General features: G+C 63.6%; 22 protein-coding genes and 1 tRNA gene. 5 read left to right on the top strand and 18 right to left on the bottom strand.

Annotated features, from left to right (window positions below):
* Positions 1 to 16: 16 nt before the first annotated feature.
* The 10 genes from ACODR8_RS11210 to rpsM form a co-directional block, all read right to left on the bottom strand.
* On the bottom strand, positions 17 to 1171 hold the full coding sequence (locus tag ACODR8_RS11210; protein ID WP_489007348.1) for an aminotransferase: 1155 nt from the start codon (positions 1169 to 1171) through the stop codon (positions 17 to 19).
* 118 nt (positions 1172 to 1289) lie between these two features.
* Entirely contained in the window at positions 1290 to 2849 is a 1560-nt protein-coding gene (guaA, locus tag ACODR8_RS11215) for a glutamine-hydrolyzing GMP synthase (protein WP_489007299.1), read from the bottom strand.
* Positions 2850 to 2929: 80 nt separating this feature from the next.
* Positions 2930 to 4162 (bottom strand): TCR/Tet family MFS transporter, encoded by a 1233-nt coding sequence (locus tag ACODR8_RS11220; RefSeq protein WP_489007300.1) that lies wholly within the window; start codon positions 4160 to 4162, stop codon positions 2930 to 2932.
* Positions 4163 to 4189: 27 nt separating this feature from the next.
* Positions 4190 to 4843 carry a YoaK family protein gene (locus tag ACODR8_RS11225; protein ID WP_489007301.1) on the bottom strand — a complete coding sequence of 218 codons (654 nt, stop codon included), beginning with the start codon at positions 4841 to 4843 and terminating at the stop codon, positions 4190 to 4192.
* Between the two features lie 9 nt (positions 4844 to 4852).
* Positions 4853 to 5440, bottom strand: coding sequence for a hypothetical protein (locus ACODR8_RS11230; RefSeq protein WP_489007302.1), 588 nt, complete (start codon positions 5438 to 5440; stop codon positions 4853 to 4855).
* Positions 5441 to 5501: 61 nt separating this feature from the next.
* Positions 5502 to 7673, bottom strand: coding sequence for a prolyl oligopeptidase family serine peptidase (locus ACODR8_RS11235; protein WP_489007303.1), 2172 nt, complete (start codon positions 7671 to 7673; stop codon positions 5502 to 5504).
* A gap of 99 nt (positions 7674 to 7772) precedes the next feature.
* Complete coding sequence (rplQ, locus tag ACODR8_RS11240; RefSeq protein ID WP_026002152.1) at positions 7773 to 8198, bottom strand: 50S ribosomal protein L17; 426 nt, start codon at positions 8196 to 8198, stop codon at positions 7773 to 7775.
* 169 nt (positions 8199 to 8367) lie between these two features.
* Positions 8368 to 9432, bottom strand: a complete 1065-nt coding sequence (locus ACODR8_RS11245; RefSeq protein ID WP_006967377.1) for a DNA-directed RNA polymerase subunit alpha — start codon at positions 9430 to 9432, stop codon at positions 8368 to 8370.
* Positions 9433 to 9551: 119 nt separating this feature from the next.
* Positions 9552 to 9941: a 30S ribosomal protein S11 gene (gene rpsK / locus ACODR8_RS11250; protein ID WP_004208752.1), complete on the bottom strand. Its 390-nt coding sequence runs from the start codon at positions 9939 to 9941 to the stop codon at positions 9552 to 9554.
* Positions 9942 to 10014: 73 nt separating this feature from the next.
* Positions 10015 to 10383, bottom strand: a complete 369-nt coding sequence (gene rpsM / locus ACODR8_RS11255; protein WP_006967373.1) for a 30S ribosomal protein S13 — start codon at positions 10381 to 10383, stop codon at positions 10015 to 10017.
* A 298-nt stretch (positions 10384 to 10681) separates the two neighbouring features.
* Here rpsM and ACODR8_RS11260 point away from each other — a divergent pair, with 298 nt between their 5' ends.
* The 4 genes from ACODR8_RS11260 (at position 10682) to arsB (ending at position 13492) form a co-directional block, all read left to right on the top strand.
* Positions 10682 to 11236, top strand: a complete 555-nt coding sequence (locus ACODR8_RS11260) for a hypothetical protein (protein WP_489007304.1) — start codon at positions 10682 to 10684, stop codon at positions 11234 to 11236.
* Between the two features lie 465 nt (positions 11237 to 11701).
* Positions 11702 to 12034 carry an ArsR/SmtB family transcription factor gene (locus ACODR8_RS11265; protein ID WP_489007305.1) on the top strand — a complete coding sequence of 111 codons (333 nt, stop codon included), beginning with the start codon at positions 11702 to 11704 and terminating at the stop codon, positions 12032 to 12034.
* A 16-nt stretch (positions 12035 to 12050) separates the two neighbouring features.
* Complete coding sequence (arsC, locus tag ACODR8_RS11270) at positions 12051 to 12461, top strand: arsenate reductase (glutaredoxin) (protein ID WP_489007306.1); 411 nt, start codon at positions 12051 to 12053, stop codon at positions 12459 to 12461.
* On the top strand, positions 12461 to 13492 hold the full coding sequence (gene arsB, locus ACODR8_RS11275; protein WP_489007307.1) for an ACR3 family arsenite efflux transporter: 1032 nt from the start codon (positions 12461 to 12463) through the stop codon (positions 13490 to 13492). The genes arsC and arsB overlap by 1 nt, the downstream gene beginning before the upstream one ends.
* Positions 13493 to 13495: 3 nt before the next feature.
* On the opposite strand, the gene ACODR8_RS11280 is transcribed toward arsB, so the two are convergent.
* From ACODR8_RS11280 to ACODR8_RS11295, 4 genes are all read right to left on the bottom strand, one after another.
* The gene (locus ACODR8_RS11280) at positions 13496 to 13759 is read right to left on the bottom strand and encodes a 3TM-type holin (protein WP_489007308.1); all 264 of its coding nucleotides are present in this window, start codon (positions 13757 to 13759) and stop codon (positions 13496 to 13498) included.
* Positions 13760 to 13845: 86 nt separating this feature from the next.
* Positions 13846 to 14385: a glycoside hydrolase family 108 protein gene (locus ACODR8_RS11285; RefSeq protein ID WP_489007309.1), complete on the bottom strand. Its 540-nt coding sequence runs from the start codon at positions 14383 to 14385 to the stop codon at positions 13846 to 13848.
* A gap of 123 nt (positions 14386 to 14508) precedes the next feature.
* Complete coding sequence (locus tag ACODR8_RS11290; RefSeq protein WP_119743414.1) at positions 14509 to 14748, bottom strand: hypothetical protein; 240 nt, start codon at positions 14746 to 14748, stop codon at positions 14509 to 14511.
* A 163-nt stretch (positions 14749 to 14911) separates the two neighbouring features.
* Positions 14912 to 14998, bottom strand: a tRNA-Leu gene (locus ACODR8_RS11295).
* 169 nt (positions 14999 to 15167) lie between these two features.
* Here ACODR8_RS11295 and ACODR8_RS11300 point away from each other — a divergent pair.
* Complete coding sequence (locus ACODR8_RS11300; RefSeq protein ID WP_489007310.1) at positions 15168 to 15653, top strand: hypothetical protein; 486 nt, start codon at positions 15168 to 15170, stop codon at positions 15651 to 15653.
* Positions 15654 to 15657: 4 nt separating this feature from the next.
* Here ACODR8_RS11300 and gltB read toward each other — a convergent pair whose 3' ends face one another.
* From gltB to ACODR8_RS11320, 4 genes are all read right to left on the bottom strand, one after another.
* Positions 15658 to 20196, bottom strand: a complete 4539-nt coding sequence (gltB, locus tag ACODR8_RS11305; protein WP_489007311.1) for a glutamate synthase large subunit — start codon at positions 20194 to 20196, stop codon at positions 15658 to 15660.
* A complete protein-coding gene (locus ACODR8_RS11310; RefSeq protein WP_489007312.1) occupies positions 20193 to 20729 on the bottom strand; it encodes a DUF2059 domain-containing protein in 537 nt (178 codons plus the stop codon). Before ACODR8_RS11310 ends, gltB begins: the two co-directional genes overlap by 4 nt.
* Positions 20726 to 22174, bottom strand: coding sequence for an NAD(P)-dependent oxidoreductase (locus ACODR8_RS11315; protein ID WP_119743418.1), 1449 nt, complete (start codon positions 22172 to 22174; stop codon positions 20726 to 20728). Before ACODR8_RS11315 ends, ACODR8_RS11310 begins: the two co-directional genes overlap by 4 nt.
* Before the next feature lie 165 nt (positions 22175 to 22339).
* Positions 22340 to 23149 carry an undecaprenyl-diphosphate phosphatase gene (locus ACODR8_RS11320; protein ID WP_489007313.1) on the bottom strand — a complete coding sequence of 270 codons (810 nt, stop codon included), beginning with the start codon at positions 23147 to 23149 and terminating at the stop codon, positions 22340 to 22342.
* Positions 23150 to 23157 lie beyond the last annotated feature (8 nt).

Genomic DNA, 23157 nt, shown 5'->3' on the forward strand with positions numbered 1-23157 from the left:
GGAACGAACAGGGAACCTAGCGCCCTTCGCCACCCGCCGCAACCGCCCGTTGGCGAAACGCAGCCAGCCGCGCCACCGCATCATCCAGCACCGCGTCCGCCTTGGAAAAGCAGAGCCGGACCAGATGGGTAACGGGTTCGGCGGGATAGAAAGCGGAGATCGGGATCGCCGCCACCCCGGCCTCATGAACGATGCGCTCACAAAAGGCGACGTCATCCATGGCGATGCCACTGGCGGGCAGATCGACGCAGACAAACCATGTTGCCTGGCTGGGCAGCAGGACGAACCCTGCATCGGTCAATCCCGCCACCAGCCGGTCGCGCGACGCCTGATAGTCCGCCCGCATTGCTTCGAACCAATCGACCGGCTTGGCCAGCCCCTTGGCCACCGCCCATTGCAAGTTGGGCGGTGTCGTGAAGGTCAGAAACTGGTGCGCGCGCGCGAGCAAAGTCGCGATCGGCAGGGCAGCGCACATCCAGCCGACCTTCCAGCCGGTGAGCGAGAAAATCTTGCCCGCCGACCCGATCTTGACTGTCCGCTCGCGCATCCCCGGTTGCGCCATTAGGGGCAAGTGGCGCACGCCATCATAGGTCAGATGCTCCCACACTTCGTCGCATATGGCGATCAGGTCGCGATCGACGCAGAAACGCGCCAGCAGCGCCAGCTCGCCCTCGCGCAGGACGATGCCAGTGGGATTGACCGGGTTGTTCATCAGCAGGAAGCGGGTGCGTGGCGACGCCACCGCCTCCAGCGCCGCCGGCGTAATCCGCCATTCCGGCGGGGTCAGCCGCACGACCTTCGCCACGCCGCCCGCCCGCTCGATCAGCGGCAGATAGGCGTCGTAGAGCGGGGCCAGCACCACAACCTCGTCGCCCGGCTGCACCAGCGCCAGCAGGGTCGCGGCAATCGCCTCGGTCGCGCCGGATGTCACGATGACCTCCTGCGCGGTCAACGCCAGCCCCTGATGCGCGGCATAATGGCTCGCCACCGCCGTGCGTAGTTCCGGCAGGCCGGCCATCGGCGGATATTGGTTGGATCGGCTGAGCAGCGCGTCGGCCGCTACGTTCAAAATGTCCGCTGATCCCGGCGCATCGGGGAAACCCTGGCCTAAGTTGATCGCCCCCGTCTCACGCGCCAGCGCCGACATATGCTCGAAAATGGTGGTCGGCATGTCCCGATAGACGGGGTGGCCAAATTGCCCGACTGCCAACGCTATTCTCCTCCGCTGCGGCGGCTTGCGCCGCCGATGAACCGGGTGACCGTCGCCCCGGACGGTCACTTGATCCGGTTCACTCCCACTCGATCGTGCCCGGCGGCTTGGACGTATAGTCATAGACCACCCGGTTGATGCCCTTGACCTCGTTAATGATCCGGGTCGCGACGCGGCTCAGGAAGGCGGCATCGAACGGGTAGATGTCCGCCGTCATGCCATCGGTCGACGTGACGGCGCGCAGGGCGCAGACGCTGTCATAGGTGCGCAGGTCGCCCATGACACCCACGGTGCGGACGGGGAGCAGCACGGCGAAGGCCTGCCAGATCGCGTCATAGAGGCCCGCATTACGGATTTCTTCCAGATAGACCGCATCGGCCTTGCGCAAGATGTCGCAGCGTTCCTTGGTCACTTCGCCGGGGATGCGAATGGCAAGGCCTGGTCCTGGGAAGGGATGACGACCTACGAAAATCTCCGGCAGGCCCAGTTCCCGGCCCAGCACGCGCACTTCATCCTTGAACAGTTCGCGTAAGGGTTCGACCAGTTTCATGTTCATGCGTTCGGGAAGCCCACCGACATTATGGTGCGACTTGATCGTCACGCTGGGTCCGCCGGTGAAGCTGACGCTCTCGATCACATCGGGATAGAGCGTCCCCTGCGCCAGGAAATCCGCTCCGCCAATCTTTGCGGCTTCCTCTTCGAACACAGCGATGAATTCGCCACCGATGAACTTGCGCTTCTTTTCCGGGTCGGTCAGGCCAGCAAGGCCGCCCAGGAAGCGATCCTCGGCATTCACATGGACCAGTTTGATGCCATAATGCTCACGGAACAAGGTGACGACCTGCTCTGCCTCGCCCAGCCGCATCAGGCCATGGTCGACGAACACGCAGGTGAGCTGGTCGCCGATCGCTTCGTGGATCAGGACCGCCGCAACCGCGCTGTCGACGCCACCCGACAGGCCGCAAATCACCCGGCCTTCACCCACCTGTGCGCGAATTTCGGCGATCTTGGTCGCCCGAAATTCCGCCATGGTCCAGTCGCCTGCGAGGCCGCAGACATGGCGGACGAAATTGGCGAGCAGCTTGCCGCCATCGGGCGTGTGGACGACTTCAGGGTGGAACTGGGTCGCGTAGAAGCGCCTGGCTTCGTTGGCGGTGACGGCCAAGGGCGCGCCCTCGCTGGTCGCGACGACTTCGAACCCGTCGGCCAGCTGCGTCACCTTGTCACCATGGCTCATCCACACCTGATGCTTTTCGCCCGGCGCCCACAGACCGTCGAACAGCGCGCAGGACTTCTTGACTTCAATGAAGGCGCGGCCGAACTCACCGCTCTCGCCGCCTTCCACATTGCCGCCCAGCTGCTGCATCATGGTCTGCTGGCCGTAGCAGATGCCCAGCACCGGCACGCCAGCGTCGAAAATGGCTTGCGGCGCGCGCGGGCTATCGTCCCACATGACCGAGGAGGGGCCGCCCGACAGGATCACGCCCTTGGGCTGCATCCGGGCAAAAGCCTGTTCCGCGCTGTTGAACGGGGCGATTTCGGAATAGACACCCGCCTCGCGCACGCGCCGGGCGATGAGCTGGGTCACCTGGCTGCCGAAGTCCACGATAAGGATGGAATCCTGAAGGGGCAGCGTCATCGAATCGCCTTTATGTCGAGCGGTGGAAGGGATTCGCGCCCGGTTAGTCGCCCGGCCCCGATATGTCCAGTTTTCGCGACCTATGCTGCGTCGTCTTCCAGCCTGCGGCCCGCCGCCCATCCCAGCAGCGCCGCACTGCCCAGCACGGCCGCCGCGATCAGGAAGGCGCTGCCGATGTAGGGCAGCGTCGGATTACCGCCGACCGACAGCGCATAGACGCCACCGAAGAAGAGCGGCGATACGATGCCCGCAATGCTGCCGACGCTGTTGTTCGCGCCCTGCAACTGGCCCTGTTCGGATTCGGACACGCGCCGCGTCATCAGCGACTGGATCGTCGGCATTGCCAGCCCCCACAGCGCATTGGGCAGCATCGCGGCGACGAACAGCCAGCCGGTCGGTGCTAGCCCCATGCAGGCGATGCCGACAGCGCCGAAGGCCAGCCCCGTCACCATCGTCGCCCGATCGCCCAGCCTTTTCACTACGGGGCCGACCAGCAAGCCCTGCACGCCCATGTCGAGCAACCCAACCATGGCGAGCAGGCTGCCGACCTGCCACGCCCCCCAGCCATAACGATCCCCGGCATAGAGGACGAACACGGCGGAGAAGAGATGATGGGCAAAATAGAGCAGGAAATTGACGATCGCCAGGCTCGACAGCTCCGGGTGGGAGCGTAGCAGGGTGAGCGCACCGAACGGATTGGCGCGGCTCCAGGAGAAGGCCATCCGCTTATCCCGTGGCAACGATTCGGGCAGGACGAACACACCGTAGAGGAATGCCAGTCCCGACAGTGCCGCCGCCGTCCAGAAGGGCGCGCGCAGCGAAATCTCGCCTAATATGCCGCCGAGCAGCGGCCCGGCGACAAAGCCGCCGCTGAACGCTGCGCCGATCAGGCCATAACCGCGCGCGCGATCTTCAGGTTGGGTGATGTCGGCCATATAGGCAAAGACAGAGGTGAAACTGGATGAGGTGACACCGGCCAATATCCGCCCCAGCGCCAGCCACCATAGATTGGGTGCGAGCGCCATCAGCACATAGTCGAGCGCGAGGCCACATACCGACACGAGGATGACGGGCCGCCGCCCGAATCGGTCGGAGAGTGACCCGATGATCGGCGAACAGATGAACTGCATCCCCGCCCACAGCGCCACGAACACGCCGTTCCACAGCCCTGCCGCGCTGCTGGAGCCAGACAGCGATTCGATGAGTTGTGGCAGCACCGGGATGATGATCCCCATCGACATGACGTCGAGCAGCGCCGTCACCAGAATGAAGGCAATGGCCGCGTTGCGGCGGGGGAGGAGCGTGGCGGGCATGGGACACCGCCTAGAGCGGTTGAGCGGTCATGCCAAGCGATCGGCGCGCGGCAACGGCCCCAGCCAGAGGCTCCACGCCAGCAACAACACGCACCAGCCGCAAGCGACCCATAATGCGCCCAGGTCCATGCGCCCAAACAGCAAAGCGCCCGCCACCGCCCCCGCGACAAGCCCCAGCCAGAGCAATAAATGGGGCAGCCAGCCAAAAGCCGGGCCACCGGTCACGGCGCTGGCCAGCGCCTGCCCCAGCTTCACCAGCGCGCCGGTCATATAGGTGACGCCGATGCTCACCTCGCCATCGCGCTGGAACACATTGTTCACCGCGCCCATCGCCGCCGCCATCAGCAGGGTCAGGCCGTCGCCAGCCGATCCGGCAAGCGATGCCGCCATGGTCAACAGCGCCAGCACCAGTCCCAGCACGGCCTGTTTGCGCCATCGCCCGGCGGCCCGCGCCAGCAACGCGCCGGCAAATACTCCGCCGACAAATGCGCCGATCAGCCCGAACGCTGCCCATGCCAGCGTCGGCTCGGTCGCGATGCCGACTGCCATCCGGGTCGAATTGCCGCTCATGAAGGACACGAACAACCCGCCCAGCTTGAGCAACCCCAAGGCATCGACCATCCCCGCCAGCGCCGCCAGGCCAAAGGCCAGAACATGGCGCGACGGAGGATGGCGATGCATCGCTGCGGCCTATCGCATCACGACATCGCGGCTCAGATAGACCTGCGCCACGCGGCCATCCTTGATCGTGCAGGTGAAGCGGCGGGTGGTGCCGGTCGGGGCGCGATAACTGGCGCGGGATTCCACCTCGCCGTCGATATTATAGCCGTCCTGCGCAGCGCGCGGTTCGTCCATGCGCCGCACTTCGGCATAGCCACCATTTGCGCCCTGCGCCTCATCACGCGCGGCAACGGCGCAGGCATCGGCCATCTGGTCCTGATCGCCATTGGCCGCGGCAACATCGGAAAAATCATCGTCGCGCCTGACGTCCGCGCCATAGTCAGTGCCGTTCGCCGGCGGCGGTACGGCATCGTCGCTATTGCGCGCGACCTTTTTGTCCTTCGACATGGAGGAGGCGACGATCGCCACCGCGCCGATCAGCGCCGCTACTCCCACGGCATCGCCGAAACCAAAGCCATTGCCGCGATCACGATGGTGATGGCCCCAGCCCCGATCATGGCCGCGATCATAGCGCGGGCGCGCCTGCGCCGGGGCGATGCTGCCCACCAGCAGCGCCAGCCCCACCAGCGATCCTGTCATCCAGCGCGTCTTGCTCATGCGTCTATCTCCTGCGGTCAAACGGTCTCTATCCGCGTCCGGCTGTCGCGCGGCTGAACGATTATCGCGGATCAGCCTTGATCTGCAAACCCGTGAATGACGCCAGAAAGGCATAGCTGTCGGCATATTCGTCGATCAGCTTGTCGATCGGTTTTCCCGCGCCATGGCCCGCCCGGCTTTCCACTCGCAGCAACCGGGGTCTGCTGCCGACATCGGCGGCCTGCAAGGCGGCGGCATATTTGAAACTGTGGGCGGGAACCACCCGGTCGTCGGTATCGGCGGTCGTGACGAGGATTGCGGGATAATCCTTGCCCGACAGGATGTTGTGATAAGGCGAATAGCCGTAGAGCAGCGGAAAATCCTCTGCCCGGCCAGGCGATCCATAGTCATCGACCCAGTAGCGCCCGGCGGTGAAACGATCAAAGCGCAGCATGTCCATGACGCCCACGGCAGGCAGGGCAGCGGCGAACAGATCAGGCCGCTGGTTGACCACTGCGCCGACCAGCAGGCCACCATTGGAGCGGCCCTCGATCGCCAGCCCGTCGGGCGTGGTATAGCCGTTGGCCTTGAGATATTCGGCCGCGGCGATGAAATCGTCGAACACATTTTGCTTGTTGGGGCCACGTCCGGCGTCATGCCATGCCTTGCCGAACTCGCCGCCACCGCGCAGATTGGCGATGGCATAGACCCCGCCCTGCTCCAGCCAGGCCAGCCGGGTCGCTGAATAGCCCGGCGTCAGGCTGATGTTGAAACCGCCATAGCCGTAGAGGATGGTCGGCGCGGCGATCGCCCGGTCGGCCAGCGCCTTCTTGCGGATCACCGTCATCGGCACACGGGTGCCATCCTTTGACACATAGCTGATCTGCTCCACCCCGAATTCGTCCGGGTTGAAGGGCAGGTCGGGCTGCGCAAACAACTGGCTTTGCAGCGTGGATGTATCGAAGCGGTAGATGCTGGACGGGGTGGTGAAGCCCGAAAAGCTGAAAAATGTCTCCGGGTCGCCATCGCGCCCGCCAAAGCCAGCTGCTGTCCCCATGCCGGGCAAGGGCACGTCGCCCACCTTGCGCCCGTCCAGTTCGACCAGTTCGGCAATGGTTTCGGCCTGCGTCATATAGGCCAGGATCAGCCGGTTGCCGACCAGCGACCCGCCCGCCAGTGCATCGGCGCGCTCGGCCACGACCATTTGTGGCTTGCGCCGTGGTTGTGCCGCGTCAAGCGTCACCACACGCAATCGGGGCGCATGATCGTCTGTGATGAAATAGAGGGTCGATCCCCGACTGCCGATCAGCCGCCAGTCCTGCACCGGCCCCTTGACCAGTCGGCGTGGCTTTACTGGCCCGCCGTCCAGCGCCGCGACATGGACTTCGCGGCGCGGATCGATCCCCTCGAACGAGCTGATCACCAGCCAGCGTCCGTCATTGGTGACCTGCGCGGTATGACTGAGTTTCGGGCGGTCGGGTGTGGCGTAGATCAGTTGGTCCTGCGCCTGCTCGGTGCCGACGCGATGATAGAAAAGCTGCTGATCCTCATTGGCGGACCGGAAAGCGGTATCTCCCTGCGGCGCGGGATAGCGGGAATAGAAGAAGCCCTCGCCACGCCCGTCCCAGGCCAGGGTTGAAAATTTGACCCACTCGATCCGGTCGTCCAGAACTTTGCCGGTGTCCACGTCCAGCAGCCGCAGCGTCCGCCAGTCGCTGCCCGCCTCCTGCACCGCAAAGGCCAGGGTGCGGCCGTCGGGGGACGGGGTCCATTCGGCCAGCGCGCTTGCCCCGTCTTTGGCCCACTCATTGGGGTCGATCAGCAAACGCTCCGGTCCGTCCAGACCTTCGCGCACATAGAGCGGGGTCTGGTTCTGGAGGCCCTTGTTATAGCCGTAGAAATAGCGCCCCCCCGCCTTGCGCGGGACGGTATAGCGGCCATGCGAGAGCAACGCCTGCATCCGCTTCTTGAGCACCGCGCGGCCCGGCAATCCGTCGATATAGCGGCGGGTCAGCGCGTTTTCTTCAGCCACCCAGTCCTTCACCGCGGGGTCGGCGCGCAGGTCGTTCTCCAGCCAGCGATAGGGATCGGCGACCTTCACGCCGAAATGATCCTCGACCAGATCAAGGCGCTTCGCGGTCGGATAGCGCAAGCCCTGTCCGGCCGCGTCGATGGCGGCCGCCTCCGGTCCCGCAAGGACCGGGCTGGCCGCCAACAACAACGGCAGCAGGAACAGGCGAGCTGTGACGCGCATCCTCTCATTCTCTTTTTATCAAACAGAACAGGCCGTGGCTCCTAAAGAGCCACGGCCTGTCGGTAAAGCATCCAGTCCCCGTCGGGAGGACCGCACCAATCAGGCGGCTTCGTATTCATCCTCGTCGGCGGTCTGCACCGGGCCGCTGTCCTGGCCCTTGGCGCTAACGTCGCGGTCAACCAGTTCGATGATCGCGATCGGCGCAGCGTCCGACGCGCGGATGCCGGCCTTGATCACGCGGGTATAGCCGCCGTTGCGATCCTTGTAGCGCTCAGCCAGAACCTCGAACAGCTTGGCCAGCTGCGCATCATCCTTCAGGCGGGCGTCGGCCAGGCGACGGTTGGACAGGCCGCCCTTCTTGGCGAGCGTGATCAGCTTTTCCACATAGGGACGCAGTTCCTTCGCCTTGGGCGTGGTGGTCAGGATCTGCTCATGCTTGATCAGCGAGGCAGCAAGGTTGCGCAGCAGGGCTACGCGATGACCGGTGGCGCGCTGGAGGCGACGTTGACCCATTCTGTGACGCATATTTCATTCCTTCGTTCGTTAAGGGCCCGTTTCAGGTAGCCCAGACCAGGCGGTGACGTGGCCGCCATTTGTTCGTCATTCCCGCGGAGGCGGGAACCCATCTCCGAACCCATCCCCCGGCGCAAGGCCGGGAGATGGGTCCCCGCCTTCGCGGGGATGACGGAGCTTTTTAACCCAGCAGCTCTTGTTCGAGCTTCTTGGCCATTTCCTCGATATTCTCAGGCGGCCAGCCGGGGATGTCCATGCCCAGGCGCAGACCCATGGACGACAGCACTTCCTTGATTTCGTTCAGCGACTTGCGACCGAAATTGGGGGTGCGCAGCATCTCGGCTTCGGTCTTTTGGACCAGATCGCCGATATAGATGATGTTGTCGTTCTTGAGGCAGTTGGCGCTGCGGACCGACAGTTCCAGCTCGTCGACCTTCTTGAGAAGGTAGCGGTTGATCTGGTTGGTGTCGCTTTCGCCTTCCGACGCCGATGCGACCGCATGGCCGCCCTGCGAGGGTGCGGCGGTGGGCAGCGCGTCCTCGAAATGGACGAACAGCTGAAGCTGGTCCTGCAGGATGCGCGCGGCAAAAGCGACCGCGTCTTCCGGCGTGACGGTGCCGTCGGTTTCGACGGTCAGCGACAGCTTGTCATAGTCCAGTTCCTGGCCGACGCGGGTGTTGTCCACCTTGTAGGCGACCTGACGGACCGGCGAGTAGAGCGCGTCGATCGGAATGAGGCCGATGGGCGCGTCTGCCGGACGGTTGGCGACGGCGGGGACATAGCCCTTGCCGACATCCGCAGTCAGTTCCATGTTCAGCGTTGCGCCCTGGTCGAGGTGACAGATCACCAAGTCCGGGTTCATCACTTCGATGTCGCCGACAACGCTGATGTCGCCAGCCTTGACCACGGCCGGGCCGGTGGCCGACAGCTGGAGCCGCTTGGGACCATCGCCTTCCATCCGCAGCGCGACCTGCTTGATGTTGAGGACGATGTCGGTGACATCTTCACGCACGCCAGCGAGCGACGAGAATTCATGCAGGACGTTCTCGATCTTGATCGAGGTGACCGCCGCGCCCTGAAGCGAGGAAAGAAGAACCCGGCGCAGCGCGTTGCCAAGCGTCAGGCCGAAGCCGCGCTCTAGTGGCTCGGCGACGAAGGTCGCCTTGCGCTTGCCGTCGCTGGTTGGCTTGATTTCCAGCGCGTTGGGCTTCTTCAATTCCTGCCAGTTCTTCATGTTGACAGTCATGTAATTCCCCTGGGGATGTGGCCGAAACGCTTATGATCCTGGACCCGACAGGACGTTGCGGCCGATGCAGACGGGTAACGGGCGGCGCGTCCGCCGCCCGCCATATCGCTCAGCCGAATTTAGACGCGGCGGCGCTTGGACGGACGCACACCGTTATGCGGGATCGGCGTCACATCGCGGATGGAGGTGATGTGGAAACCCACGGCCTGGAGGGCGCGCAGGGCCGATTCACGACCTGAACCGGGACCCTTGACTTCGACTTCCAGGGTACGGACGCCATGTTCGGCGGCCTTGCGGCCGGCATCTTCCGCGCACACCTGAGCGGCGTATGGGGTCGACTTGCGGCTGCCCTTGAAGCCCATCATGCCAGCCGAGGACCAGGAAATCGCGTTGCCCTGGGCATCGGTGATGGTCACCATGGTGTTGTTGAAGCTGGCGTTGACATGTGCCACGCCCGCCGAGATGTTCTTGCGCTCACGGCGCTTAATGCGCTGGGGTTCGCGTGCCATTTTGCTCTATCCTACTCGAAATACTGAAAAAAGAAGTCGGGAGGGCGAAGCCGTCAGGCCCGCCCTCTGGCGCTTACTTCTTCTTACCGGCGATCGCCTTGGCCTTGCCCTTGCGGGTACGGGCGTTGGTGTGCGTGCGCTGGCCACGAACCGGCAGACCCTTACGATGACGCAGGCCGCGATAGCAGGCCAGATCCATCAGGCGCTTGATGTTCATCGCGGTGTTGCGGCGAAGATCACCCTCGACGGTCAGGTCGGCGTCGATCGTTTCACGGATCTGCAGCACTTCGGCGTCCGACAGGTCCTGCACACGGCGGCTGTGGTCGATGCCCAGCTTGGTGGCGATGTCGACGGCGGTCTTGCGGCCGATGCCGTGAATGTAGGTGAGCGCAATGATTACGCGCTTGTTGGTCGGGATGTTAACACCCGCAATACGTGCCATGGTCAATAAATCTCCTGCTCCACGGGGCGATTGGCGTCACCCCATCTCAAAGCGTCAGGGTTGAGCAGTCCTTGGCGTGGATGCGCAACCGATGTATACCCCCGGACGCAAAAAAGACGGCCAGTGCGCGAAGCACTGCCGCTCACCAGCGTGTCGGGATGTCCGCGCCCTAGCGATTCGGGTGCGCGGTGTCAATATCGGCAGCGGCAAGCCTTGATGCAGCCCAGCCTGCCCTCGCCCCTTCTCCGCTCATCCTTTTCCGGTTGAGCCGCCCGCGTCGTGCAGGCATGGGTGGGCGATGCGCTTTACCACAAACCTCGCCCTCGTCGCGCCCTGCCTCATCCTGCTTGGTTCCTGCGTCGGACCTGCGCCGCGCCAAGGCAATCCAGCGCCAACCCCTGCGCCCCGGCCAACCCCGACTCCCGCGCCAACCCAGCCTGCCACGCCCGCTGCGCCGCAGGCCAGCGAATGGCAGTATCGCGCGACTACGCCGGGCGACTGGCGCTGGCAATCCGACGCAGCCATGTCGATCGCCCGGTTCGGTCCGACGGCTGCCGACACCCGCCTGACCATACGCTGTGATCGGGCTGCGCGCCGGATCAGCATCATCCGCACCGGCGGGGGTCAGGGGACGATGACGATACGGACCAGCTATGGCGCGACCAGCTGGCCTGCAACCGCATCGATTGCACCGACGCCGCAAACCGTTGCCGTCCGCGCTGCCGCGGACACGGCGCTAGATCAGATCGCCTACAGCCGGGGTAAATTCGCGGTCGAGGTGGCCGGGCTGGAACCGCTGATCGTCCCCGCCTGGGCAGAGGTGTCGCGGGTGATCGAGGATTGTCGCGGATAGCGACGCAGGCCGAACTTGCGGACGCGAAAGTATGATTCGAAAAAAGAATAATACAAGTCTTGATCATGCAGCCCGTCTGATTCACATTCCATCCCGTGGCCGCACGAAGCGCAGTCGAAGTCGGCCATAACGGGCTTCAACATAGCGAAAGGAGGTGATCCGATGTCTCATGGTTCAGCAATGGGGTCGGTCAAGTCCATTCGGGGAACGCGCCGCTGAGCGACGCCACGCCGTCGATCTTCCTCCACATCGCGAGATAAAGCGCGCCGACATACAGGCCGTCTCCCCGTGGAGAAGATAGCGCGACCTTCGTTTCCCCTGGGCGGCACTTCCGGCCGCTGACCATGCACATGATGGGCCGTCGGGCTTCGACCCGGCGGCCCCTCTCATTTGCGTTTCTCCTGCCATCAAGCCTGCTACCGCAACAGGACTTGCCTCACCTGATATATCCATTAATCTGGATATATGAAAAACGAATCCGCCATCGCTGCTCTGGCCGCCCTTGCCCAGTCCACACGGCTCGACAGTTTTCGACTGCTCGTGCGTCATGAACCCGATGGCCTGCCCGCAGGCGAGATTGCGCGGCTGGTCGGGGTGCCGCAAAATACCATGTCCTCACATTTGGCGATCCTGTCCCGCGCGGGGCTTGTGCGGGCGGAGCGGCATAGCCGGTCGGTCCATTATCGCGCCGACCTGGAGGCGCTGGGGGCACTGACCCTGTTCCTGCTCAAAGATTGCTGCGGCGGGAATGCGGCCTTGTGCGCCCCGATCATCGCTGAACTCACCCCCTGCTGCTGACGCAAAGGACATATCCTTGGCCACCGACATCATCATCTATCACAACCCCGCCTGCGGCACGTCGCGCAACACGCTGGCGATGATCCGCCATGCCGGGATCGAGCCGCATGTCGTGGAATATCTCCTGACCCCGCCGTCGCGGGCCTTGCTGGAACAACTCATCGCCCGCGCCGGCATCAGCCCCCGCGCCCTGTTGCGGCAGAAGGAAACACCCTTCGCCGATCTGGGCCTCTCCGACGAGAGCCTGTCCGACGCGGCGCTGATCGACGCGATGATGGCGCACCCGATATTGATCAACCGCCCGCTGGTCGTCTCGCCCAAGGGCGTGCGACTGTGTCGTCCGTCCGAAGCGGTGCTGGACCTGCTGCCCCACCCCCTTCCCACGCCCTTCGTCAAGGAAGATGGCGACGTGGTGGGGACGGTCTGATGTCGCTGTTCGAACGCTATCTCAGCCTCTGGGTCGCGCTGTGCATCGTCGTGGGGATCGGGCTGGGGCATCTGTTTCCGTCGGCCTTCGCCCTGATCGCTGGCGCGGAGGTTGCAAGCGTCAACCTGCCCGTCGCGGCGCTGATCTGGCTGATGATCATACCGATGCTGCTGCGGATCGACTTTGCCGCGCTGGGCAGCGTGCGGCGGCACTGGCGCGGTGTGGGGGTGACACTGTTCATCAACTGGGCGGTCAAGCCTTTCTCCATGGCGTTGCTCGGCACCTTCTTCATCGGCCATCTTTTCGCGCCCTACCTGCCTGCCGGGCAGGGGCCGTCCTATATTGCGGGGCTGATCCTACTGGCCGCTGCACCCTGCACCGCGATGGTGTTTGTCTGGTCCAACCTGCTGGATGGCGATCCCGGCTATACGCTGAGCCAGGTGGCGCTCAATGACCTGATCATGGTCTTTGCCTTCGCGCCGATCGTCGGGCTGCTGCTGGGCGTCGCGTCGATCAGCGTGCCGTGGGATACGCTGCTGCTGTCGGTCGGTCTCTATATCGTCGTGCCTGTGGTCGTCGCCCAGTGGCTGCGCCGGGCGCGGTTGCGGGCGGGCGGACAGGCAGCGCTCGATCGGCTGCTCGTCGCGCTGGGACCGGTGAGCCTCGTCAGCCTGCTTGCCACGCTGGTGCTATTGTTCGCCTTTCAGGGCGAACAGATCGTCACCCAGCCGCTGGCCATTGCGCTGATCGCCGTGCCGATCCTGTTGCAGGTCTATCTGAACGCTGGCCTTGCCTATTGGCTGAGCCGCCGCTTTCGGGTCGCCTGGTGCGTCGCGGGACCGGCCGCGCTGATCGGCGCGTCCAATTTCTTCGAGTTGGCGGTGGCGGCAGCGATCAGCTTGTTCGGGCTGCACTCCGGCGCAGCGCTGGCCACCGTGGTCGGCGTGCTGGTGGAGGTGCCGGTGATGCTCACCATCGTCGCGCTCGTGAAGCGATCGCGCGGCTGGTATGAACGGGGCGCGGCGGCATAGGCGCTACCGCTCCGCCCCCTTCGCCTTGCCCCAGGCGCGTGCGGCGGTGTAACCCAGATAGCCGGTGCCAAACAGCGCATAGAGCGGTTCGGGCAGGGCGTTGAGATAGTCGCGCATCCCTGCTGTGATCGCCGCTGCAATGTCAGGCCGCCAGCCCGCGATAAGCCCCATCGGCAGCGACCAGAGCAGTAGCGCATAGATGACGTAGAGAAAGGCGGGCCGCGCGCGGGTGGCCCAGGGATCGTTGGTTGGGGTGTCGGTTGTCATGGGTTGATATCCTGACTGAAGGGGCCGTTTCGGGCGATGATCACACCCTGGCTGGACGGCAAATTTCCAATTGCGTTCACGACCATCTAACCGATCCGGTTGGCAAGCCACCCGTAGAGAAAGGCCTCATTGGCCGGACGGCTTTCGGCCAGCGCGATATAGCGTTCGCCCTGCATCGCCTCTATCGCCTTCAGCAGCACCGCCTCACCCGACTTGCCCCGCAACGCGCGGAAGGCGCGTAATGCCGAGAGCGTCCGCGCGCCGATCGCCCGGTCGAGCGTCAGGTCGGGATAGTCGCGCTGGTTGCGATTGAGCGCATTAAGCGCGCGCTGGAGAAAGCCGGTCGCGGTGCCAACGCCCATGTTGACGGCTGTATCGAACAACTCGGCGGCTACGGACGGCGCGGTTTCCGCGACGAAGGCATAGCCCGGCTGATCCCAGTAGAGCCGCCGGTAGATCGCCACCGCCGTAGCGCGTGGCAAGGATCGCATATCTCCGGCATAGCCATTGGCGCGCGCCACCGTGTGGGTTATGCCCCAGTTGGTTGCGCCGCCACGATCGGCGGGATGGTCGCTATAGCCCCCTTCGCGGGCAATGACTTCGTCGATGAGCCTATGAATATCCAAGCTGCGCCTCCCTGCGTGGAATGAGGCGAATCATTTATCCCATATGGTTTGTTGTAGGACAGGATAAATATCCGGCTGAACGCAAATGGCGTAAACCGCCCTATGCCGTCCAAATCGGATCGATCAGCCTTCTGCGCGCAGCCGTTCGGCCAGTTGGGCGATTTCATCGGGTTCCAGCAGCCAGGTGCGCGTCCGGCGGCCCTCCCGATGGACGGGTTGGGTCAACAATACGCGCGCCTGTGCCTTGGCTTCGGCCTTGAAGATCGCGAAATGCTGGGCGCACTGGCGGATCGTGCCTATCAGTGGCGCCTTGCCATCCAGGTCGATCATGGTCGCTGGCTGGTCCCAGTCTATGGCGGACATGGCGGCATCCTTTCATCGTCGGGCGGGTCAATCCCCCGCGGTGGCGTCAGATAGGCGGTCGGGCGCCGCTCCTGCAAGACCCTGCGGTCTTGCACGACTGTCCCGACCCTTGCGGGGTGGGGGATTATCAATTTCGGCTGATCCTGAGCATCAGGCAAATGAATGGTGCGGCCAAGAAGACTCGAACTTCCACGGGCTTTCGCCCACAACGACCTCAACGTTGCGCGTCTACCAATTCCGCCATGGCCGCACATTCAAAGGGAAACCGGCAGGACCGGCATCTGGTAGGCGCTGGCCATTAGCAAAGGCTTTTACGCCATGCAACAACCGATCTGCATCTGCGTTATGATTGATCGGTGGGCAGGATGCAGTCAGCCGAAGGGCTGACAGCGGCACGCGAGAGGATGGAAAGCAGGACCATGCACCATTGGATGCTGTCGGGCATGACAGTGGCCGCTGCGACGGTCATGGGGCTGGGCCTTGGTGCCTATGTCACCAGTCCGCAATCGTCCGCGCTGTCTGGCAACGCGGAAGCTGTCTATACCGAGTCTGGTGACAGCGTTGCGTCGGATTATGCCTTCAATCCGACCGATCAGGGTCCCAGCGAAATCCGCTGCACCGGTTGCGGTCCCAGCCTGGCCGAACGGCGCAGTGCTTTGGATATGGCGGGGCTGGACGCAGACGGCACGAGCGATCCGGCGGTGCGCGACTATCTGACGCAAGGGGACGCGGCGGAGGCAACCTACCCCGCGCCGCCGCCGCCATCTCCCATCCATCAACTGCCTCAAACGATTGCACGCTTCGCCGCCGGAGAGGCGGCCACGCCTCCTCCAATTCTGCAACCAGCGGCGGCGGAAGCCGGCCCCGCCACCATCGCAACGGCAGCAGGTGGCTCTCTCCCTTAAGCGCTTATTCGGCGGCGACGACCTCCGCCTGCGCATCGCTCAGCGGATGAGCGAGGCGGTTGATCATCTCCTTGGGGCATACCTGCCAGATATAGCGCCGCCAGCGGTCCCAATCTTCCAATATGGTGCCGGACCATTTGCTATCGGTCGCCTTGGCGTGCTGTGCGATCAGATCCTTGACTTGGGCCTCCCAATGTTCGCTTTCCAGCCGCTGCCAGACGATCCCTTCGGGATTGGCGCGCGACGGGAAGCTGCCATCCTCATCCAGGATGAAGGCCATGCCGCCGGTCATGCCCGCGCCGAAATTGGCGCCGGTCTTGCCCAGGATCACTGCCGTACCGCCGGTCATATATTCGCAGCCATTGGCGCCGCAGCCCTCGACCACCACTTGCGCGCCCGAATTGCGCACGGCAAAGCGTTCGCCCGCCTGCCCTGCCGCGAACAGCTTGCCGCTGGTCGCGCCGTAGAGGACGGTATTGCCGATGATCGTATTGTCCTTGGACGACAGCGGCGAGGAGACGGTCGTGCGCACGGTGATGATGCCGCCCGACAGGCCCTTGCCGACATAGTCGTTCGCGTCGCCGAAGATTTCGAGCGTAATCCCCTTGCACAGGAACGCGCCCAGCGATTGGCCGGCAGACCCGCGCAACCGCACCGTCAGATGCCCGTCGGCGAGCGTCGACATGCCGAACCTGTCAGTCACCGCCGACGACAGCCGCGTGCCGACCGCGCGGTGCGTGTTGCGCACCGTATAGGTCAGCTGCATCTTTTCGCCCCGCTCGAACACCGCCTTGGCGTCGCGCATCATCTGCGCGTCCAAGCTGTCGGGCACGTCGTTGCGCCATTGCTTCAGGCTGAAACGGCGCTGGTCGTCGGGGGCATCCACCTTGGCGAGGATCGGGTTGAGATCGAGATCGTCCAGATGCTCTGCACCACGATTGACCTGCTTGAGCAATTCCGTTCGCCCAATCACCTCGTCCAGGCTGCGGAAGCCCAGCCGCGCCAGCACTTCGCGCACTTCTTCGGCAATGAAGGTCATCAGGTTGATGACCTTCTCCGGCGTGCCGGTGAACTTGGCACGCAGCTTTTCATCCTGCACGCACACGCCCACGGGGCAGGTGTTGCTGTGGCACTGACGCACCATGATGCAGCCCATGGCGACCAGCGACAGCGTGCCGATGCCATATTCTTCCGCACCCAATATCGCAGCGATCACGATGTCGCGTCCGGTTTTCAGGCCGCCATCGGTCCGCAGCTTCACCCGATGCCGCAACCCGTTGAGCGTCAGCACCTGATTGGCTTCCGACAGGCCCATTTCCCACGGTGTCCCGGCATATTTAATGCTGGTCTGTGGGCTGGCCCCGGTGCCGCCGACATGGCCCGCGATCAGGATGACGTCGGCATGAGCCTTGGCCACGCCCGCCGCAACCGTGCCGATGCCGGCCTGGCTCACCAGCTTGACGCAGACGCGCGCCCGCGGGTTGATCTGCTTGCAGTCGTAGATGAGCTGCGCCAAATCCTCGATCGAATAAATGTCATGATGGGGCGGCGGTGAGATCAGCGTCACGCCCGGCGTCGAATGGCGCAGCTTGGCGATGAACTCGGTCACCTTGAAACCGGGCAGCTGCCCGCCCTCGCCGGGCTTGGCGCCCTGCGCGACCTTGATCTCGATCTCCTCGGCCGATGCCAGATATTCGGCATGAACACCAAAGCGGCCCGACGCGATCTGCTTGATCACGCTGTTGGCATTGTCACCATTTTCATAGGGCTTGAAGCGGGCGGCATCCTCGCCGCCCTCACCCGACACCGCCTTCGCACCGATCCGGTTCATCGCGATCGCCAGCGTTTCATGCGCTTCGGGGCTGAGCGCGCCCAGCGACATGCCGGGCGTTACAAAACGCTTACGAATCTCGGTCGTGGCTTCCACTTCGTCGATCGGCACGGCTTCGCGGGCGAAGTTGAACTCCATCAGGTCGCGCAGATAGACGGGCGGCAAATCGCGCACGCCGCGCGAGAATTGCAGATAGGTGGAGTAGCTGTCGGTCGCCACTGCGGTCTGCAACAGGTGCATCAGTTGCGCGGAATAGGCGTGCGCCTCTCCGCCGTTACGCTGGCGATAGAAGCCGCCGATCGGCAGCCGCACGACCGATGCATCATAGGCCTGCTGGTGGCGCAGGATCGCGCTATAATGAAGCGAGGCATAGCCTTCGCCCGAAATCTTCGCCGGCATGCCCGGAAACAGATCATTGACCAGCGCACGCGACAGGCCGACTGCCTCGAAATTATAGCCGCCGCGATAGCTGCTGATGACCGCAATGCCCATTTTGGACATAATCTTGAGCAGGCCTTCGTTGATCGCGACGCGATAACGCTCGAAACAGGCCTCCAGATCGAGCGACCCGAACAGGCCGCGCGCATGGCGGTCGGCGATGCTCGCTTCGGCCAGATAGGCGTTCACCGTCGTCGCGCCAACACCAATCAGCACCGCAAAATAATGGGTGTCGAGCGCTTCGGCACAGCGCACGTTGATCGACGCATAGGAACGTAGCCCCTTGCGCACCAGATGCGTATGCACGGCCGCTGCGGCCAGCACGCCCGCAATCGCGGCGCGTGTTTCGCCAACACCCTCGTCGGTCAGGAAGATTTCGGTCCGCCCCTCGCGCACCGCCTGTTCGGCCTCCTCGCGGATGCGGGCGATCGCCGCGCGCAGCTGTTCCTGCCCGCCGGTGGCGGGGAAGGTGCAGTCGATTTCCGCCACCGCCGGGCCGAAATGCGCCTTCAGCCGCGCCCATTCGGCGCTGGTCAGCACCGGCGAATCCAGCACCAGCACATGGCTGTTCTGCGCGTCCTGCTCCAGGATGTTGTGCAGGTTGGAAAAGCGCGTTTTCAGGCTCATCACATGCCGTTCGCGCAACGGGTCGATCGGCGGGTTGGTGACCTGGCTGAAATTCTGGCGGAAGAAATGGCTGATCGTGCGCGGCTTGTCGGAAATGACCGCCAGTGGCGTGTCGTCACCCATCGATCCGATGGCTTCCTTGGCGTCCTCGACCATCGGCGCCAGGATCAGTTCCAGATCCTCCAGCGTCAGATTGGCCGCGACCTGCCGCCGGGTCAGTTCCGCCTTGTCCCAGTCGGGCAGCGCGGTCGGCGCATCGGTCAGGTCGCCGATCGCCATGAAATCCTTAATCAGCTCGCCATAGGGGCGCTCGGCAGCGATCCTGTCCTTGATCGCAGCGTCGTCATAGAGTTCGCCTTCCTGCAAATCGATCGCGATCATCTGGCCCGGACCCATCCGGCCCTTGCGCACGATCGTCGTCTCCGGAACCACGACCATGCCGGTCTCCGACCCCACGATCAGCAGATTGTCGCCGGTCAGCGTATAGCGCAGCGGGCGTAGCGCGTTGCGATCCACCCCGGCCACGACCCAGCGCCCGTCGGTCATCGCCAGCGCGGCGGGGCCATCCCACGGCTCCATGACGGAGGCGAGATAGTCATACATGTCGCGATGCGCTTTGGGCAGTTCACCGCTGTCGGCCTGCCACGCTTCGGGGACCAGCATCAGCTTGGCGGTCGGCGCGTCGCGGCCCGACCGGCAGATCGCCTCGAACACGGCGTCCAGCGCAGCGGTATCGGACGCGCCCGCCGGGATCACGGGCTTGATATCCTCCGACTGCTCGCCGAACGCGAGGCTCGCCATCTTGATCTCGTGGCTCTTCATCCAGTTCTTGTTGCCGCGGATCGTGTTGATCTCTCCATTATGGGCGAGCGTGCGGAACGGCTGGGCCAGCCACCATTGCGGGAAGGTGTTGGTCGAATAACGCTGGTGGAAGATCGCTACCCGGCTCTCGAACCGCTCATCCTGCAAATCGGGATAGAATACCGACAGCGATTCCGCGAGGAACAGCCCCTTGTAGATGATCGACCGGCACGACAGGCTACAGATATAGAAATCGTTGATTTGCGCCGCGATCACCTGCTTCTCGATCCGGCGGCGGATCAGATAGAGGTCCTTCTCGAACTCGGCCTGATCGCGGACTTCGGGCATCGGCCCGGCGATCATTATCTGCTCGATTTCGGGCCGCGTGCGCTGCGCCTTTTCACCAATGACCGACACGTCGACCGGCACCTGCCGCCAGCCATAGATGGTATAGCCCGCGTCGATGATCTCGCTCTCGACGATGGTGCGGCAGGTTTCCTGCGCGGACAAGTCCGTGCGCGGCAGGAAGATCATGCCGACGGCCAGACGATTGGGCAGCGGCTTATGGCCGGAGTCCGCAATCGCATCATCAAAGAAGCGCACCGGCAGATCGACATGGATACCCGCGCCGTCGCCGGTCTTGCCGTCAGCATCCACCGCGCCACGGTGCCACACGGCTTTCAGGGCATCAATCGCGGAGGCGACGACGCGGCGCGACGGGCGGCCATCGGTCGCGGCAACCAAGCCCACGCCACAGGCGTCGCCTTCCATATCCGGGTGATACATGCCCTCGGCAGCGATACGCGCACGTTCTTCGGGGCTTGCCATGAAGGGGGTGTCCGTCATGATGATGTTCCCTTGCGTTCTTGCGTCGCGAGCCATTGATCGACGACGTCCTTGATTTTTTGTTGCATGATCGGTTTCCGATCTTCAGCGACCTTAAGTCCAATCCGTGCCAGCTTTGGCATCATCTGCGGCATCAACTGTTGTGATTTACGCATGACAGGGTCGGCGCTGATCACGGCCAGTCTGCGAAGTTCTTCGGCAGTGAAATGATCGGCATAAATTTGTGCAGCGTCATCCAATGCCGTCCGCTTGAGTTCGGCCATCATTGCGCCAATCTCTTCATTCATCGCAGCACGCACCTTTTGCTTGAGATCGGCAGGCATGTTTTCACCCCGCTGCTTCTCGGCAGTCGCGACATTCTGTTCAAAAACGCTATTCGCCATAGCGATGCCGGACAGTTCCATCTGCCGCTCAAAACCTACCGATAGAAGGAGGTCACGCGCAGCAGCAAGTGCAGCCAGCCTGTCTCCACCTTGCGCTAGAGATGGCGTACTTAACAGCGTGAGAAGCAGAGCAAGGAAAACCGTCCTCACGCCGCAACCCTCTCGCCCGCCGCCTTGGCCTTGGCCTTCAAATAGCGGTGCATATGCTCCGTCACATCGCGGCCGTCGCGAATCGCCCAGACCACCAGCGACGCGCCGCGCACGATGTCGCCCGCCGCGAACACCCCGTCCACGCTGGTCATCATCGTCTTATGATCGACACGCAGCGTGCCCCAGCGAGTGACCGACAGATCGTCCGCGCCGAACAGCTTGGGCAGTTCTTCGGGGTCATAGCCCAGCGCCTTGATGACGAGGTCCGCCTCCAGCGTATGTTCGCTGCCCGGATCGGGTTCGGGTGCGCGGCGGCCCGATGCGTCGGGCGCGCCCAGCCGCATCCTGGTGACCTTGACGCCGGTCACATGCTCGGTGCCTTCAAAGGCGATCGGGGCGGTCAGCCAGACGAATTCGACGCCTTCTTCCTCGGCATTGGCCACTTCGCGCTGCGATCCAGGCATATTTTCCCTGTCGCGGCGGTAGAGGCATTTGACCGACTTGGCACCCTGGCGGATCGCGGTGCGGACACAGTCCATCGCGGTGTCGCCGCCGCCGATGACGACGACATTCTTGCCTGTCGCCAGCAGCGTGCCGTCGGCATGTTCGGGGACATCGTCGCCAAAGCCCGCCTTGTTGGAGGCGGTCAGATAATCGAGCGCCTTGACCACGCCCGGCGCGCCCACGCCCGGCGCGCGAATGTCGCGGGGCTTATAGACGCCGGTGGCGATCAGGATCGCGTCATGCTTCTCGCGCAGCGCTTCGAGCGTCGCGTCGCGGCCGACCTCGAAATTTTCGTGAAAGACGATGCCGCCATCCTTCAGCCGCTGGACCCGGCGCATGACGATGTCCTTCTCCAGCTTGAAGCCGGGGATGCCATAGGTCAGCAGTCCGCCGGCGCGATCATGCCGGTCATAGACATGCACCTCATGCCCCGCCGCGCGCAGATATTCCGCCGTGGTGAGGCCCGCCGGTCCCGCGCCGATCACGCCGATCGACTGGCCGGTCGGCTTGCCCGCGACCAGCGGTTCGACCCAGCCTTCCTTCCAGGCGGTGTCGGTGATGAACTTTTCGACGCTGCCGATGGTCACGGCGCCATGGCCGGAAAATTCGATGACGCAATTGCCCTCGCACAGCCGATCCTGCGGGCAGATGCGGCCGCAGATTTCGGGCATGGTGCTGGTCAGGTTCGACAGCTCATAGGCTTCGCGCAGGCGGCCTTCGGCTGTCAGGCGCAGCCAGTCGGGAATATGGTTGTGAAGCGGACAGTGAGTTGAACAATAAGGCACGCCACATTGCGAACAGCGCGACGCCTGTTCTTCCGCCTTGTCGAGGATGAAGCTGCGGCTGATTTCCAGAAAATCGTCGGCGCGGGCATCGGCATCGCGCTTGTCGGGATAGGCTTGTCCCTTGCCTACGAATTTCAGCATCGGATTGTCGGCCATGTCTCGCCCCTGACTCAAGTTGCAGAGGCGCGCATAGCATAAAGACCCGCAGAGTCACGCGGATTCTGCATTATAGGTCAGTATAACTGACTAATTATTGACCTGCATAAGACCTATTTGCGAAACAATCGCAAAAACTCACCCCATAAATAGACCGTTTCGGCCCTATCTAGTCCCCAGCCACACCAGAGCGGCGATTCCGGCGATGATTCGATACCAGGCGAAGGGCGCGAATCCATGTTTCGACACCAGCCCGACGAACCAGCGGATCACCAGCAGCGCGACGATGAACGACACGAAAAAGCCCAGTGCGATACTGTCCCAGCCCACCGCCGCGCTGGTGATCTGATCACCCTTCTTGATCAATTCCAGCGCCGTCGCGCCCAGCATGGTTGGGATGGCGAGGAAGAAACTGAATTCGGCCGCTGTGCGCCGCTCCACACCCAGCATCAGCGCGCCCATGATCGTCGCGCCCGACCGGCTGACGCCAGGGATCATGGAGATACATTGGACAAGGCCGATGCCCAGCACCCGGATGGCTGGAATATCGGCGATGCCGTGGAACCGCTGTTCCTTGACCGCCCGTTCGATCAGCAGGATGGCGACGCCGCCGACGATCAAGGCCCAGGCGACGACCTGCGGCGCGCCCAGCAAAATCTCGATATAGTCGTGGAGCGCAAGGCCGATAATGGCGGAAGGGATGAAGGCGATCAGCAGATTGCGCAGGAACCGCCAGCTTACCGGTTCGCGCCGCAACAGCCCCATGCCCACCGCCCAAAAGGTGCGCCAGTAAAGGACGACAACCGCCAGGATTGCCCCCAGTTGGATGACGACATTGAACATCGCCCAGGTCGACGCATCATATCCCAGCAATTCGCTGGCGAGAATGAGATGTCCGGTCGAGGATACCGGCAGAAATTCGGTCAGCCCTTCGACAATACCCAGCAGGATGACGGTCAGATAATGCAGGTCCATGCGCCTCT

It is taken from the genome of Sphingobium sp. FG58 (assembly GCF_057809055.1).

Coding starts and splice junctions, on each gene's coding strand:
- rplQ (WP_026002152.1), bottom strand. CDS start 8,198: ATGCGTCACAGAATGGGTCAACGTCGCCTCCAGCGCGCCACCGGTCAT.
- arsB (WP_489007307.1), top strand. CDS start 12,461: ATGTCGCTGTTCGAACGCTATCTCAGCCTCTGGGTCGCGCTGTGCATC.
- ACODR8_RS11290 (WP_119743414.1), bottom strand. CDS start 14,748: ATGTCCGCCATAGACTGGGACCAGCCAGCGACCATGATCGACCTGGAT.
- ACODR8_RS11210 (WP_489007348.1), bottom strand. CDS start 1,171: ATGCCGACCACCATTTTCGAGCATATGTCGGCGCTGGCGCGTGAGACG.
- ACODR8_RS11220 (WP_489007300.1), bottom strand. CDS start 4,162: ATGCCCGCCACGCTCCTCCCCCGCCGCAACGCGGCCATTGCCTTCATT.
- ACODR8_RS11315 (WP_119743418.1), bottom strand. CDS start 22,174: ATGGCCGACAATCCGATGCTGAAATTCGTAGGCAAGGGACAAGCCTAT.
- ACODR8_RS11280 (WP_489007308.1), bottom strand. CDS start 13,759: ATGACAACCGACACCCCAACCAACGATCCCTGGGCCACCCGCGCGCGG.
- guaA (WP_489007299.1), bottom strand. CDS start 2,849: ATGACGCTGCCCCTTCAGGATTCCATCCTTATCGTGGACTTCGGCAGC.
- ACODR8_RS11230 (WP_489007302.1), bottom strand. CDS start 5,440: ATGAGCAAGACGCGCTGGATGACAGGATCGCTGGTGGGGCTGGCGCTG.
- ACODR8_RS11300 (WP_489007310.1), top strand. CDS start 15,168: ATGCACCATTGGATGCTGTCGGGCATGACAGTGGCCGCTGCGACGGTC.
- gltB (WP_489007311.1), bottom strand. CDS start 20,196: ATGACGGACACCCCCTTCATGGCAAGCCCCGAAGAACGTGCGCGTATC.
- rpsK (WP_004208752.1), bottom strand. CDS start 9,941: ATGGCACGCGAACCCCAGCGCATTAAGCGCCGTGAGCGCAAGAACATC.
- ACODR8_RS11225 (WP_489007301.1), bottom strand. CDS start 4,843: ATGCATCGCCATCCTCCGTCGCGCCATGTTCTGGCCTTTGGCCTGGCG.
- rpsM (WP_006967373.1), bottom strand. CDS start 10,383: ATGGCACGTATTGCGGGTGTTAACATCCCGACCAACAAGCGCGTAATC.
- ACODR8_RS11245 (WP_006967377.1), bottom strand. CDS start 9,432: ATGACTGTCAACATGAAGAACTGGCAGGAATTGAAGAAGCCCAACGCG.
- ACODR8_RS11260 (WP_489007304.1), top strand. CDS start 10,682: ATGCGCTTTACCACAAACCTCGCCCTCGTCGCGCCCTGCCTCATCCTG.
- ACODR8_RS11265 (WP_489007305.1), top strand. CDS start 11,702: ATGAAAAACGAATCCGCCATCGCTGCTCTGGCCGCCCTTGCCCAGTCC.
- ACODR8_RS11320 (WP_489007313.1), bottom strand. CDS start 23,149: ATGGACCTGCATTATCTGACCGTCATCCTGCTGGGTATTGTCGAAGGG.
- ACODR8_RS11235 (WP_489007303.1), bottom strand. CDS start 7,673: ATGCGCGTCACAGCTCGCCTGTTCCTGCTGCCGTTGTTGTTGGCGGCC.